We start from the raw sequence: 14,334 nt of genomic DNA on the forward strand, positions 1-14,334 counted from the left end.
AAGATTTGAGATAAAAATTGGGGGGGTACAAATGTTCAAAAAAGAAGAAATACAAGAGTTGTGTAAAATTTACAATGTGGAATCAATGGAAATATGTGATGTAATTGATACATCACATGGGGACGATGACCTAAGGTTTAACTATAAAATAGACCAAAAATATGTTTTAAAGATTAATAATCATAAGGCAGTTACCGAAGAGTTTATATCAGATATGAATGATGTTATGGAGCGTTACAGAGCCATAGGCATATACTGTCCTTCATTGTATAAAAACAAGCACAATAAGTATCTTTACAGTTTTCAGAAAGAGGGTACAAGCTACGTGTGCTATCTTGAGGAATATGCAAAATATAAATTCTATGATGAAACTGTAAGTGATTTTTATGAGTTTAAAATGGAAATGTTACATCATGTGGGTATTATGGCATCACGATATTCAAACCAGTATCTAGTTCCTACGAGAACCATGTGGACCATAATTGAATTGTCACCTTTTGATACGGATATAGATGAAAAGCAAGAAAATTTATACGAATTGATTAGCAGTTTAAGGGAAAATAGCTATGTAGAATTAAGTAACAAGATTGAGAATTTGGATATTTTACATAGGAACAACATAAAGAAATATTTAGAAAAATTACCTAGGTGTGTGTACCAAGGAGATTTAAATCCATCTAATATGTTGGTAGACGAAAATAATCACTTTAAAGGTCTTGTGGACTTCAATATGTTTGGAACTGAAGTGAATATAAACTGTTTTTTAAACGAAGCAATGTATTATCTGACAGAAGAAGATTTTGAAGAGTTGACGGCAAAAGAAATTATGGAAAAGATGGAGCAAAAGCAGAAGGAACTTATGGCTGTTATCCTTAAAAATTATGAATTGTCTGAGCTTGAAAAATTGATAATGAATGATTATAAATGGATAACTTATGCATCTTTTTATCCCAATGTACAGATGTGGATTTATCTTATAAAGGAGCATAAAAATGAGGAGAAGGTTATTGAGATGTTAGAAATTCTTTGTAACCTTTCTATGTGATAAATTACAGTGTTTTTTATGGATTATTCAGCCTAAATATATGATATAATATTATTAAATCGTTTTAGAGTATAATGGATTATATATGTTAGGAGAAGTAAGTGTTATGGATTACAGCAAAATGGAGTTCAAAAAAGTTATAGAAAGAATAAATGAGCTTTATAAGTTAAGTCAAGAAAGGGAGCTCACTGAAGAGGAAAAGTCAGAACAAAAAGAGATTAGAGAGTATTATATAAGAGTAATAAAAGGAAATGTAAAACAACAGATTAGTGGCTATAAACAGAATTCTTAGCTTAACGTGGAGTTTTTAACTCCACATTAAGGTTAGAAGTCGTTATCTAGGGGCGTGTCCGATGTCATCACCCTCCTATAAGAGGGGGGTGTTACAACGGCTAGCCATCAGATAAACCTCTCAACTAAGAATAAAATAACCAGTAGTCTTCAAAATAAAAGATTACTGGTTATTTTATTGTAATTAGAATTAAAAGCTAAATTATTATTTTACAATTTCACCGCATTTAACTGCTCCACCAGCAGCATTTGCTTCATCAGTGTCTATGTGCATAGCTGTTGCGTAATTTTTACTTACACGAATTACTACATCTCCGAAGACTAATGAACGACCTTCAGCTCCACATTTTACACTTACAATTTCCTTATCCTTTACGCCAGCAGCTTCTGCATCGGCAGGGGTCATATGGATATGACGTTTTGCAACTATAACACCCTCAGATAGTTCTACTTCACCAGCAGGTCCGATTAACTTACATCCTGGTGTTCCAGATATGTTACCACTCTCACGCACTACAGCATCAAGACCTATACTACGTGCATCTGTAGCAGAAAGTTCAACTTGAGTATCTTTTCTTACAGGTCCAAGTATAGATACCCTTGCAAGTTCTTTCTTTGGTCCAACTACGGTAACACGTTCTTCACAGGCAAACTGTCCAGGCTGGGATAAGTCTTTTTTCTTTGTTAATGCATATCCAGATCCGAATAAAGTTTCTAAATCTTTTTGTGATAAATGGATGTGTCTAGCAGATGTTTCAATTAAAATTGACATAAAATAGTCCTCCCATAACGAATCTATAATGAATTAAAAGAATTTTACTTATTCAAGTTATATTTTATCATTGAGAGAAAAAAGTTCAAGTATAAAAAAATGTAATAAATGAAATCAATGGAAGAAAATTTATGTGAATAGTCCATGCTAGAGAAGGTTTGGTAGAAAAATTAATATATAGGAATCCAACTGTCTATATAGTCTAAATCAATATTTAAAAGCTTTGCATCCTCTTCCAAGTTTATATTTAAGATCATTTTATCTTTTCTCCACTGTATAAGGGTTTCCTTTAAAATTTCTTTCTCATCGTTACTGATTTTAATTTCTGAAGCATTTTTAAGATTCTTAGGCACTGTACAGTAGTAAATGGAAAAATATGCTCCACTATAAACCACCGCATCTATAAAGTTTTCTGAAGTTATCATTTTGAAATTGTAAGAGGTAACCAGGGCTTGGAAGCCAAATAGAATTTTATAGTTCCCCATGAGCTTCAAGGTATTCAATAAATTTTGCCAATAGGTAGATGTTAAGCTTGTATTTCCATCTTCATACTTTAATTTTATAAGGGGCACAACGTTGCCCAAAAGGCACATCTTTTTACAAAAATCTTCGTTTATATGGTGAACACCAGAGGTGGACAAAATAAATATACAATCATTGTGTTTAGAGAAAATAAACTGAAGATCATTAAAACATTCTAAAGGTTCATCTCCACATATAAAGTAAGTGTATATTCCGCGAAGTTTTCCTTGGATGATAACTTTATCCATATCATTTTTGCTGAGAATTGCAGACTTTGATGACAGAGAATATGGAGATAGTGGAATCACAGGTTTTATTTTTCTTATGTCAGAACTACTTTCTTTTATAATTTTTCCGCCCTTCATGCAACTATTTAATATGAGGTTATTGAAAAATACAGAAAATATATTCCCATTTATTGTGGTACACAACTTTATCATAAGTTTATTTAGAGTATTATTTTTATCTTTTAAGTTCTTCTCTAATTCTTCAAGTAGCTCCTTATAATTGCCATCACTATCAAAACTAGCTATAATCTGTAATACCTTGTCTAGATTTTTTTCCGGATCCTTTCTTAAATAAGATAATATTTGTCCTACCGCTACTTTTTGCAAATTATATTTTAAGTCAAGCATAGAATCTCCTCCATATAATTGTATCTACATGATGTAGTATATTTTCACAGGATTTTATTTAGAACGATAAGGGTAAAATGCAGTAAGATTCACAAAAAAAGGTTGATGAAAAAATTTTTTAAAAGCTTGATTATTATTATGTGATGTGATAGTATGATATTGCAAATTAAATAAATAGTAAATAGGTTTGAAAGATTTCAATCTTTCGATTAAAAGGGAAGCAGGTTAAAATCCTGCACGATCCCGTCGCTGTAATAGAGGAGTTTTTGCAATTATCCACTGGGAAACTGGGAAGGATGCGAAAATGTTGATGCTTAAGTCAGAAGACCTGCCTGTTTAGTTGCACAGTTAAACTCTACGAGCGATGGAGCGTGTATAAGATTGATGAATGGTTTTGTTCACAAGTGTGTTTTGTGTTGTCTGAAATTTAAAAAGGACAAGCAGTAAACATTGGTTGAAAAATTACGATTTGATTATTATAGACTTTAGCGTCGTCCTTAGAGGATTTAGCTAAAGTCTTTTTTATTGAAACTATAATTTCTATGAGAGAGGGTGTGGTTATAAGGATAATAATATTATAAGTCCTAATTTTAAAAGTATACTTAAGAGTATTATTGAAAGTTAAACACATAGGCTTTGGAGGAATAAAGAATATGAAAAAAATGATATCTATTATTATAATGCTTACAATTTGTGCATTTACTTTAACAGCATGTGGAGGAGAGAAAAAGGCAAACGTAAATGATCAACAAAGTAATAAAACTGAAACATCAGATGCAAAGAAAACGGATTCTCATTATCCAGTAAAGATTACCACACATAATTTTAAAAAGGAAAAAGTAGAAATTACATTTAACAAGGCACCAGAAAGAGTGATTTGTTACGGACTAAATTCTGTAGAAAACATGATCGCTTTGGGATTAGAGGATAAAATAGTTCTTGCCATGACTAGGCCAGAAGATGTTTTACCTAAATATCAAGAGGGATTAAAGAAGATTCCTGAGATTCAAAAGGAGTTCATCACAAAAGAAAAAGCAATAGAGCTTAATCCAGATTTTATATTAGCATGGTATTCAAGTTTTTCAGATAAAAGGCTTGGGGATGTTAGTTTTTGGCATGAAAGAAATATCAATACATATATGGCTTATAACAGTGGGCTTGGCAATCAAACATTGCAAAATGAGTATGATGATATATTAAATTTAGGAAAAATGTTCAATGTGGAAGAAAAGGCAGAGGCCATAGTTAAAGAGATGAAGGATAAAGTTAAAAAAGGTCAAGATTTTGCAAAAGAAAAAGCTCCTGAAGACATAGTAATACTAGAGGATGAGGGAGATGTATTTAGAATATACGGTGAAAATAGCATAGGTGGAGATATTGCCATGCAAGTAGGGGCAAATTTAGTGGCAAAAGATAAGAATAAAAGACTAAGTGCAGAAGATCTTATAAAGCTTAATCCTAAAATGATATTTGGAGTTCATTTCGGACCAAATAGCAAGTCGCTTAATGATAAAAACTGTATGGATGTTTTTAAAAAGAATCCTGCGTTAGGCAATATTGATGCTGTTAAAAATGGCAAAATGTATCCTACGGATTTAAGTCTTGTATACAGTCCTGGAGTAAGAGTTCTAGAATCACTTGACTTCTTCCTTGAGCATCTATATCCAAATGCTAAGTAAGATGAATATAAAAAAATGCATAACTGCAGGCGGATAGGAAAAAATCTGTCTGCAGTCCTTTGAATTAATTCGATTTTCTAAAAATTGTTCAGCGAGAGGAAATAAAATGAAGAAAAAAACAGAAGTTTTCTCAAAGAAACCTGTTTGGTTTCTTACTATGATAATATTACTTATTGTGTTAGTGTCATCCATAGTTTTTGCAGTAGCAATGGGTTCTATGGAAATTTCCGCTAGTGATATTTTCAGAGTTGTTATATACAAGCTATTTGGCATAGGAGACGGAACTGTATATGGAAAAGGGGCTATGCCAGATGTAGTATGGTTTATAAGGCTTCCAAGACTTATTCTTGCTGTAGCGGTAGGCATGGGACTAGCAGTTTGCGGTACTGTAATGCAAGCTATAGTTAAGAATCCTTTGGCCGATCCCTATATTTTAGGTGTTTCATCTGGAGCATCTCTTGGAGCGACTTTGGCTATTATGCTAGGAATAGGGTCAATATTTGGTGGTAATTTTGTTGGGGTAATGGGATTCCTTGGAGCTTTTGGTGTATCTATAATGGTTATGTTGATTTCCAATATTGGAGGAAGATCAAACTCAGTAAAATTATTATTATCAGGAATGGCTCTTAGCTCAGTTTGTTCAGCTTTTTCTAGTTTTATCGTGTATTTTTCTAATGATAAAGAGGGTATAAAAAATATAACTTACTGGCTTATGGGTAGTCTTGCAGGTGCTAAATGGGAAAGTATAGCTGTGGTTTTTCCATTCGTTATAATATGTTCTATTTTTTTATGGACTCAGTATCGTACATTAAATTTAATGCTGTTAGGCGATGAGGCTTCCATAACTTTAGGCACGGATTTAAATAAATATAGACATATGTATCTTCTTGTATGTTCATTAATGATTGGTTTTATTGTTTATACATCTGGAACTATTGGCTTTGTAGGATTAATTGTGCCACACATTGTTAGGAGCGTTTTTGGTACAAACCACAAAATGCTACTTCCTTTAAGTGCGTTATTAGGAGCTATTTTAATGGTATGGGCAGATGTGTTGTGTAGAATTGTTATACCTAATACTGAAATTCCCATTGGAATCTTGATATCTATGATTGGAGCACCATGTTTTGTATATATGATGATTAAGAAAAGTTATGGATTTGGAGGGAATAATCAATGAGGGTAACAGCATCAGAAGTTAAGAAAAAAATAGGTGATAATAATATTTTAAAAGGTGTGTCTATAAAAGCTGAAAGTAAAAGTTTTATAGGAATCCTTGGGCCTAATGGTAGTGGAAAGTCCACTTTATTGAGGTGCATGTACCGTGTACTTAAACCTGATATGGGGGTAGTCATGTTAGGCAATGATAAACTTCAGGATTTAACTGTAAAAGAATCCGCAAAAAAAATGGCTGTGGTAGCTCAACATAATTATTATAATTTTGATTTTTCCATTGAAGAGGTTGTATTAATGGGGAGATCTCCACATAAAAAGGCTATGGAATCGGATAATGTTGAAGATTATAAAATTGTGGATGAGGCTCTTAAAACTGTAGGAATGCATTCTTTTAAGGGGAGAAGTTTTTCAACGCTTTCAGGTGGAGAACAACAGAGGGTTATTTTGGCGCGTGCTTTAGCCCAAAAAACTCAATGCTTAATTTTAGATGAACCAACTAATCATCTTGATATAAAATATCAGTTGCAACTTTTAGATATTGTAAAGGGATTAAATCTTACTGTCATATCTGCAATACATGATTTGAATATGGCAGCTATGTATTGTGATTACATATATGTCCTTAAAAATGGTGTTATTGTGGCAGAGGGGAGCCCAAAGAAAATTTTAAATCGAGAACTTATTAAAGATGTATATGAGGTAGAATCGGAAGTAATTACGGATAGAAACGGTATAATTCATGTCATATATCAACCACTAAATGTCATGTAGAATGTAAAAGGAGATGATAAAGAATATGAAAAGAATAGCTATATTGACGTGTTTGAAATCAGCTAGTAGTGTGTGTACTGGTGCTGGGTGCTTTAAAGCTGTAAATCAGCGAAGAGGGACTTTTGAACAGTATAGAGAAGAAGAGATACAAATTGAAGCTTTTTTTCAGTGCAATGGATGCCATTCAAAATTAGAAGAGGATAAGGGAATGGAAGAAAAACTTCAAAGGATTATAGATATAAAACCGGATGCAGTTCATGTGGGGATTTGTACTATGAACAAAGATGGCAAGAGATGCGAAACTATTGAAAAAATTATAAATTTATTAGAGGAAAGTCACATAAAGTGTATAAGTGGTACTCATTAATAGTAGCTGTTTGAAGTTCATGTATTTATTATTTAATAAATATCTTTTTAAAAACTTGATTATTATTTTATCATATGATAGTATGATATTGCAAATTAAATAAATAGTAAATAGGTTTGAAAGATTTCAATCTTTCGATTAAAAGGGAAGCAGGTTAAAATCCTGCACGATCCCGTCGCTGTAATAGAGGAGTTTTTGCAATTATCCACTGGGAAACTGGGAAGGATGCGAAAATGTTGATGCTTAAGTCAGAAGACCTGCCTGTTTAGTTGCACAGTTAAACTCTACGAGCGATGGAGCGTGTATAATATTGATGAATGGTTTTGTTCACAAGTGTGTTTTGTGTTGTCTGAAATTTAAAAAGGACAAGCAATAAACATTGGTTGGAAAATTACGATTTGATTATTATAGACTTTAGCGTCGTCCTTAGAGGATTTAGCTAAAGTCTTTTTTATTGCAAAATATACATATGAGGAGAAAGAAAAAATGAAGAGGTTTAAAGAGGTAATTGCGGTTGCAATGTGTGTGTTATTATCAATTAATATTATCGCCTGTGGATCTCACGACAAGAAAAATTCTTCCAGTGTTGGTGGGCTTAGCAATACTAAGAGTTCTAGTAAAGTTTCAGACAAAGAACTTCCCATAGAAGTAAAGGGAGAAAACTATCCACTTACGGTAAAGGATTATCTTAAGGATGAGACAGTAATAAAGACAAAACCAGAAAAGGTAGCAGTGCTTTCTGGCACGCCACTAAATATATGGTATGACCTTGGCGGAAAGTCTGTGTGCACATCTGACGTTTCTGAAAACATAAAACTTGTAGAAGAGCATAGAGATGAGATAAAAAATCTACCTAAGATTGGACCTGTCTACTCCATAGACATGGAAGGGGTTATTAAAATGAAACCTGACTTAATTATTGCTCAGGTGGGGACTCAGTCTAAAGAAGCGAAAAAATTAAGAGAAATGGGATTCAATGTAGTAAGTACTCATATAAGAGGATATAATGATGTACTTGCCACATATAGGGCTTTTGGAAAAATTCTCGGTGTAGAGGATAAGGCTGAAGAGAGAATAAAAAAATTGGAAGAATCAAAAAATCAAATGGTTTCAAAGCTTCCAAAGGAAAAAAAATCAGCAGTAATACTTTATGTAACATCAAAATCTTTAGCAGTGAAGCTAGATAATAGCATAGCAGGGGATGTGGCAAGAATATTAAATATTGACAATATATCCTCAGGTTTAGCTCCGGACACCATAGGTTCTGAATCAGCGCCTATTGATATAGAGTACATTGTGGGCAAAAATCCAGATTATGTTATAGTTACTAGCATGATTTCTAGCAACAAAAAGGCAAAAGAAACCATGGAGGAGCAGTTTAAAAACAATCCGGCTTGGAAAGGTGTAAAAGCTATAAGTGATGGAAGAGTCATATATTTACCTCAAGAGTACTTCCTATATAATGCGGGGCCGTATTATGATGAGGCTATAGAGTACATGGCTAGGGGAATTTATCCTGATGTATATGGAAAGTTGGAGGAATGGTATGGAAAATAAGGTACAACTGAGGGATAGTAGGAAATTTAAGCTTAGTGTTATCTTTATTTTAATGGGTCTTCTTGTACTAGGATTTATATTGGGAAATGCAAAGGGAACTATGGAGTTACCTATAAGTAGAATATTTGACGTTATATTTCATGATGATGGAAGCCCTGAAAGATTAGTTATATGGAATATAAGACTTCCAAGAATGATACTAGCTGCACTAGTTGGAACTAATCTTGCTTTGTCGGGAGCCATACTGCAGGGTGTCATGGGAAATCCGCTAGCGGATCCTGGCATCATAGGCATAAGCAGTGGAGCAGGTCTTTTTGGAATAATCATATTAGTAGTTTTCCCACAGTATCAATCCCTTGTACCAATAGTAGCATTTTGTGGAGCCATGCTAGCTTCTATAATCATATATATGTTGGCATGGAGAAATGGAATACAACCCATAAGAATTGTACTTGCCGGTGTGGCAGTTTCTGCATTGTTTAGTGCTGGAATATCTGCTCTTCTTGTATTTTTCAGCGACAGGGTTCATGGGGCGTTGACCTTTATGAATGGAAGTCTTTCGGCTAGAAGTTGGCCAGAGGTGCAGACAATTTTGCCATATACTATTATAGGGGTTATTTTGGTAATAATATTTGCACAGAAATTGAACATCTTAATCCTGGGAGACGATGTGGCAAGGGGGCTTGGGCTTAATGTAGAGCTAACAAGGCTAGGCTTTACAGCTTTAGCAGCATTACTGGCAGCCAGCGCCGTCAGTGTAGTGGGGCTTCTTGGATTTGTAGGTCTCATAGTGCCACACAGTATAAGGCTTATCATGGGGAATGATTATAAGTATATGTTTCCAGGGTCGGCACTTTTAGGTGCTGTATTGGTAATGTTCAGTGATACCTTTGCAAGGACGGTATTAAGTCCTACAGAGATTCCTGTAGGCATAGTCATGGCAGTTTTAGGTGTACCATTCTTTTTATACTTGCTGAGAAAGTAGGTGGTGAAACAGATGAACAAAAATGTTTTATTGAAGGTAAGAGATTTAAGCGTAGGATACAAGGAGCATAAAATCATTGATAATATAAACCTGGATATAGAAAGAGGGAAAATATACTCCATATTGGGACCTAATGGTTGCGGGAAAACCACCCTTGTACGCACCATGAGTAGGAGCATAAAACCGAAATCAGGTAAAGTGTTACTTCATGATGAAGACATATTCAAAATGAAGACAAAAAATGTGGCAAAGAAAATGGCAGTATTGTGTCAAAATAATATTACCATGAGCGATGTTACAGTAAAAAATCTTGTGCAGTATGGACGGTACTCTCATAAAGAATGGTGGAGAGGATCTAGTGAAGAAGATAAAGGAATTGTGGAGTGGGCTTTAGAGAAAACAGGACTTTTGAATTTTTCTAATAGAAAGATTAGCAATTTATCAGGGGGCGAAAGGCAGAGGGCCTGGATTGCCATGGCTATAGCTCAAAAGCCTGAGATTTTGTTACTAGATGAGCCGACTACATATCTTGATATTTGTCACCAATTAGAAATCATGGAGCTTGTGTCTAAGTTAAATAAGGAAGAGGGAATAACCATAGTTATGGTTTTACACGATATAAATCATGCAGCTAGGTATTCTGACGAGCTAGTTGTTTTAAAGGACAAGCATATATATAAGCAAGGTGAACCTTTTGATATATTAGAACCATCTGTTTTGAAAGAAGTATTTAAAGTTGAAGCTGATATTATGAAAGATAAAGACAATAACAAACCTGTGTTTTACGCTAAAAGAGTTGTATAGGGGTGAATTTACGTGAAGATTACAATAGTAACAGTATCTGTTACGGCTGTAAAGAGCTTAATTGAAGTTGGAAACCAAATAAAAGAGCAATTTGGAAATGTACTGAATCTTAAATTGTACTATGCAGTTTCAAAATACCATGATGAAAAGCTTAAAAATATGGTACAGGATATAGAAGATAGTGATCTTGTATTTGTAGATTTAATGGGTAGTCCACAAAATGTTGTACAAGGCGTCTATAAGGGACTTGAAAAGGCCAAGGGCCATATAGTTCCATATGGAAACTCCGCTAGAGAGTACATGAGGTTAGGGAAGTTTACGGCTGAATCTATGAGTTCAAAGAAAAATAAAAATAGTGGTAAACCCATGGACATGGCAACTATGAAGAAAATGCAGAGTATGGCGGAAACCATGGGAAAAATAATTCCAGGCAAAATGAGAGATATGAGAAACTACTCATATATAATGAAGTACTTTAGCATAGCTAGCAAGGAAAATATGATGAATATGTTGTATCTCATTCTTAGAGAATATGGCAATATAAAAAATGTGCCAAAGCCACAGGAACCAAAGGTGGTGGACAACATATTTCTTTGTAATCCTGAAACCATGGAAATGTATGATGATAGGGGCACTGTAGCCATGATTTTTTCTGGAAAAACTTATCCCACAGATACTTCTATTTGTGTGGAAAGTATAAGAAAAAGGCTATGTAAAGAATTTAATGTAGTATCTATTGCAGTATGTGGCAACTTTGATGAGTACAAGGATAAGCTTAAAAACATTCTTGTGGATTCTGGACAATTTAATGTAGATTTAATGTTAAATTTTATGCCTTTTAGGTTGGGAGCCGGTCCCATGGGTGGAGATTTTCAAGCGGGTATTAATTTATTAAAGGATATAAATGTGCCATATTTACATCCATTTTTCATGACAAGAAGACATTTAGGGGAATATGAAGAGTCAGCTCAAGGGTGCACGGCTTCAGAGACTTTGATATCGGTAATGTTGCCGGAACTGGATGGAGCCATGGAAACTTATCCTATAGCGGTTATGACGGAGCCCGAATATAACGGAGATTACGATGTATATACAGACGAACTTAGCATCATGGAGGATAGATTAGAACGTCTAGTTGGAAGGGTTAGAAACCACATAAGACTTAGACAACTTAAAAATAGTGAAAAGAAGGTAGCCATCATATGTTACAATTATCCACCAGGAGAGAGTAATCTTTTTGGAGGGGCTTTTCTAGACACTTTTGCTTCAGTGGAAAATATTTTAAGGGAGCTAAAACAACAGGGCTATACTGTAAACGATATAAGTAAAGAAGAACTTATGCACATATTCACCATAGAAGGGGTAGTAAATTCGGGACGTTATAGTGGTGAAAATAATAGTATGATACTTTATTCAAGCGAGGCATACAAAGAAGAAATTCAAAAGGATAAAACTTATGGAGAAATGATTGAACAATGGGGAGAAGTGCCTGGGACTGTTATGGTCGGAGATAATAAAAATTTTTTCATACCTGGAACAGTACAAGGCAATGTGTTTATAGGTCTACAGCCTTCCAGAGGTATTCATGAGAATGTTGAAAAAGCTTACCACGATAAAACTCTGTTACCGCATCATCAGTATCAAGGATTTTACAAATGGCTTCGAGATGAATACAAGGCAGATGCCATAATTCACGTAGGAACTCATGGTACTCTTGAATTTTTGAAAGGAAAAGAATGTGGCATTAGCAGTGACTGCTATGGGGATAAGCTTCTTGGCGATATACCTCATATGTATCTTTATTATTGTGGTAATCCTTCTGAGGCTGTAATTGCAAAAAGAAGATCCAATGCAAACTTAATCAGCTATGAGCCACCAGTTTTTGTACAAGGCGAGCTTTATGGAGATTATGCTAAACTAATGTCCCTTGTGGATAACTACCATCAATCCTTGGCCATAGCACCTCAGAATAGTGAAGCTATCATGAAGGATATACATAAGTGGGCGGAGGTCTTGAATCTGCCGAGAGAACTAGAGGAATTAGAATGTGAGTTGTACAGAATGAACACTAGCCTCATTCCTAAAGGGCTTCATGTATTCGGCAAGGGTTTTAGTGAAGAAGAGGCCCGTGAGTATGCTAAGGGTATTTTGAGATATAGTGGAAATGGCATAACTTCCTTGAAGCTACTTGTGGGAAGGGCTTTAGGATATAGTGATGAATTGATAAATGAAAATCTAGATTATGAAGTCATAAATAATATTTTTTCACAATGTAACAGAGTTTTTAATGTTTACATGGACAAGGGTGCTTTAGAAGAAATTGAATTTGTAAATGAAGAAAATAAAGAAGAATTCATAAAGACACTAGAGTATGGGAAAAAAATACACACAGAATCACAGAAAAATTATGAGATAAGAGGAATTGTAAGGACTCTTTCAGGAAAATTTAATGAGGCAGCTTTGGCAGGAGATATATATAGAAGTCCTGAGGTTTTACCAGCTGGGTATAATCTGTATCAATTTGACCCAAGATTAGTTCCTACGAAAACAGCTTATGAGAGAGGACAGCGTATATGTAATAATACGATTATGGCCTATAAATCCGAAAATGGCACATATCCACAATCCACAGCGGTGATTTTATGGGGGCTTGAAACTTCTAGAACACAAGGAGAAACCTTTGCACAGATTTTATCCTATCTAGGTGTTCGTATGGTGGAAACTAAAGATAAGTGGGATGCGAAGTTTGAGATCATTCCTTTGGAGGAATTGGGAAGACCAAGGATTGATGTAACTATAAATATATGTGGGTTCTTTAGAGATATGTTCCCTAATCTTATGGATGTGTTGCAGGATATTTTCAATGAACTTTATGAACTTGATGAGAGTACAGAGGATAATTACTTCAAAGCAAATTCAGAGAGAATATATATGAAGCTCATCAGTGAAGGTTATGATGAGAAAGAGGCTAGAGAATTGGCGGTGTCAAGAATATTTGGTCCTAAGGAAGGCGAATATGGTACTGGCATTACTAGTATTATAGAGACGAAGAATTGGCAATGTGAAGAGCAAATAGGTAATGCATTTTTAAATAGTCTTCAACATGTTTACACAAAGAATATGAGGGGTCGGGAAGTAAAAGAACTTTATAAAGAAAACCTTAAAAGTGTAGACCTTGTATCCCAGACTAGAAGCAATCATGAGTATGAGATTACAGACCTTGACCACTATTATGAGTTTTTCGGGGGATTATCTAAATCTGTAGAGATGGTGAAGGGCAAGAAAGCAAAGATGTATATAACGGATACCACAGGAGAAAAAATATTCACAGAAAGTGTGGATAAGTCCATAGCTAGGGGTATAAGAACTAGAGTTTTAAATCCAAAATGGATAGATGGCATGCTTAACCATAAATATCATGGAGTGCAGAAAATAGCAGATAGGTTTGAGAATGTACTTGGACTAGCTGCCACCACCAACAGTGTAGACCAGTGGATATACAATGACATGTATAAGTGTTATGTAGAGGATGAGGAATTAAGTGAAAGATTAAAGGAAAATAATCCTTATGCATATATGGATATTGTGGAATACATGGTTGAGTACAATGAAAGAAATTATTGGCAGGCTTCGGAGGAACAGATAAAAAAATTAAAGGAAAAATATCTGGAGCTAGAAGACAATATAGAAGATAAAATGTAGGTGCAAAATAAACAAAAAGACTATAAGG

At 34.5% G+C, this 14,334-nt stretch carries 12 protein-coding genes and 2 riboswitches; of the genes, 10 read left to right on the forward strand and 2 right to left on the reverse strand.

Annotated features, from left to right (window positions below; all coding sequences use genetic code 11):
• Window positions 1-31 precede the first annotated feature (31 nt).
• Together BUA73_RS01890 and BUA73_RS01895 are read left to right on the forward strand one after the other, a co-directional pair.
• Window positions 32-1,045: a phosphotransferase gene (locus BUA73_RS01890; RefSeq protein WP_072901710.1), complete on the forward strand. Its 1,014-nt coding sequence runs from the start codon at window positions 32-34 to the stop codon at window positions 1,043-1,045.
• Window positions 1,046-1,151: 106 nt separating this feature from the next.
• Window positions 1,152-1,337 carry a DUF896 domain-containing protein gene (locus tag BUA73_RS01895; RefSeq protein WP_423230377.1) on the forward strand — a complete coding sequence of 62 codons (186 nt, stop codon included), beginning with the start codon at window positions 1,152-1,154 and terminating at the stop codon, window positions 1,335-1,337.
• Between the two features lie 204 nt (window positions 1,338-1,541).
• Here BUA73_RS01895 and pduL read toward each other — a convergent pair whose 3' ends face one another.
• Both pduL and BUA73_RS01905 read right to left on the reverse strand, forming a co-directional pair.
• A complete protein-coding gene (gene pduL, locus BUA73_RS01900) occupies window positions 1,542-2,108 on the reverse strand; it encodes a phosphate propanoyltransferase (protein ID WP_072901713.1) in 567 nt (188 codons plus the stop codon).
• Window positions 2,109-2,278: 170 nt separating this feature from the next.
• Window positions 2,279-3,265 (reverse strand): hypothetical protein, encoded by a 987-nt coding sequence (locus tag BUA73_RS01905; protein WP_072901716.1) that lies wholly within the window; start codon window positions 3,263-3,265, stop codon window positions 2,279-2,281.
• A gap of 166 nt (window positions 3,266-3,431) precedes the next feature.
• Window positions 3,432-3,615, forward strand: a riboswitch (cobalamin riboswitch).
• A gap of 303 nt (window positions 3,616-3,918) precedes the next feature.
• On the opposite strand from BUA73_RS01905, the gene BUA73_RS01910 reads away from it, so the two are divergent.
• From BUA73_RS01910 to BUA73_RS01945, 8 genes are all read left to right on the forward strand, one after another.
• Window positions 3,919-4,944: an ABC transporter substrate-binding protein gene (locus BUA73_RS01910; RefSeq protein WP_084671968.1), complete on the forward strand. Its 1,026-nt coding sequence runs from the start codon at window positions 3,919-3,921 to the stop codon at window positions 4,942-4,944.
• Window positions 4,945-5,050: 106 nt separating this feature from the next.
• On the forward strand, window positions 5,051-6,124 hold the full coding sequence (locus BUA73_RS01915) for a FecCD family ABC transporter permease (RefSeq protein ID WP_072901718.1): 1,074 nt from the start codon (window positions 5,051-5,053) through the stop codon (window positions 6,122-6,124).
• The gene (locus tag BUA73_RS01920) at window positions 6,121-6,891 is read left to right on the forward strand and encodes an ABC transporter ATP-binding protein (RefSeq protein WP_072901720.1); all 771 of its coding nucleotides are present in this window, start codon (window positions 6,121-6,123) and stop codon (window positions 6,889-6,891) included. Before BUA73_RS01915 ends, BUA73_RS01920 begins: the two co-directional genes overlap by 4 nt.
• Window positions 6,892-6,916: 25 nt before the next feature.
• Complete coding sequence (locus BUA73_RS01925; protein WP_072901722.1) at window positions 6,917-7,258, forward strand: CGGC domain-containing protein; 342 nt, start codon at window positions 6,917-6,919, stop codon at window positions 7,256-7,258.
• Window positions 7,259-7,353: 95 nt separating this feature from the next.
• Window positions 7,354-7,537: riboswitch (cobalamin riboswitch) on the forward strand.
• Between the two features lie 207 nt (window positions 7,538-7,744).
• Window positions 7,745-8,815 (forward strand): ABC transporter substrate-binding protein, encoded by a 1,071-nt coding sequence (locus BUA73_RS01930; RefSeq protein ID WP_072901725.1) that lies wholly within the window; start codon window positions 7,745-7,747, stop codon window positions 8,813-8,815.
• Window positions 8,805-9,800: a FecCD family ABC transporter permease gene (locus BUA73_RS01935; protein ID WP_072901727.1), complete on the forward strand. Its 996-nt coding sequence runs from the start codon at window positions 8,805-8,807 to the stop codon at window positions 9,798-9,800. Before BUA73_RS01930 ends, BUA73_RS01935 begins: the two co-directional genes overlap by 11 nt.
• Before the next feature lie 12 nt (window positions 9,801-9,812).
• Window positions 9,813-10,604 (forward strand): ABC transporter ATP-binding protein, encoded by a 792-nt coding sequence (locus BUA73_RS01940; RefSeq protein WP_072901730.1) that lies wholly within the window; start codon window positions 9,813-9,815, stop codon window positions 10,602-10,604.
• 12 nt (window positions 10,605-10,616) lie between these two features.
• Complete coding sequence (locus tag BUA73_RS01945) at window positions 10,617-14,306, forward strand: cobaltochelatase subunit CobN (protein ID WP_072901732.1); 3,690 nt, start codon at window positions 10,617-10,619, stop codon at window positions 14,304-14,306.
• The last annotated feature ends 28 nt before the right edge of the window (window positions 14,307-14,334 follow it).

Origin of the sequence: Hathewaya proteolytica DSM 3090 (assembly GCF_900142225.1) — a bacterium.
Lineage (GTDB): Bacteria > Bacillota > Clostridia > Clostridiales > Clostridiaceae > Hathewaya > Hathewaya proteolytica.

Bases quoted from the DNA above. Each gene is read 5' to 3' on its own strand.
- BUA73_RS01890 (WP_072901710.1), top strand. From the start codon at position 32: ATGTTCAAAAAAGAAGAAATACAAGAGTTGTGTAAAATTTACAATGTG.
- BUA73_RS01895 (WP_423230377.1), top strand. From the start codon at position 1,152: ATGGATTACAGCAAAATGGAGTTCAAAAAAGTTATAGAAAGAATAAAT.
- pduL (WP_072901713.1), bottom strand. From the start codon at position 2,108: ATGTCAATTTTAATTGAAACATCTGCTAGACACATCCATTTATCACAA.
- BUA73_RS01905 (WP_072901716.1), bottom strand. From the start codon at position 3,265: ATGCTTGACTTAAAATATAATTTGCAAAAAGTAGCGGTAGGACAAATA.
- BUA73_RS01910 (WP_084671968.1), top strand. From the start codon at position 3,919: ATGAAAAAAATGATATCTATTATTATAATGCTTACAATTTGTGCATTT.
- BUA73_RS01915 (WP_072901718.1), top strand. From the start codon at position 5,051: ATGAAGAAAAAAACAGAAGTTTTCTCAAAGAAACCTGTTTGGTTTCTT.
- BUA73_RS01920 (WP_072901720.1), top strand. From the start codon at position 6,121: ATGAGGGTAACAGCATCAGAAGTTAAGAAAAAAATAGGTGATAATAAT.
- BUA73_RS01925 (WP_072901722.1), top strand. From the start codon at position 6,917: ATGAAAAGAATAGCTATATTGACGTGTTTGAAATCAGCTAGTAGTGTG.
- BUA73_RS01930 (WP_072901725.1), top strand. From the start codon at position 7,745: ATGAAGAGGTTTAAAGAGGTAATTGCGGTTGCAATGTGTGTGTTATTA.
- BUA73_RS01935 (WP_072901727.1), top strand. From the start codon at position 8,805: ATGGAAAATAAGGTACAACTGAGGGATAGTAGGAAATTTAAGCTTAGT.
- BUA73_RS01940 (WP_072901730.1), top strand. From the start codon at position 9,813: ATGAACAAAAATGTTTTATTGAAGGTAAGAGATTTAAGCGTAGGATAC.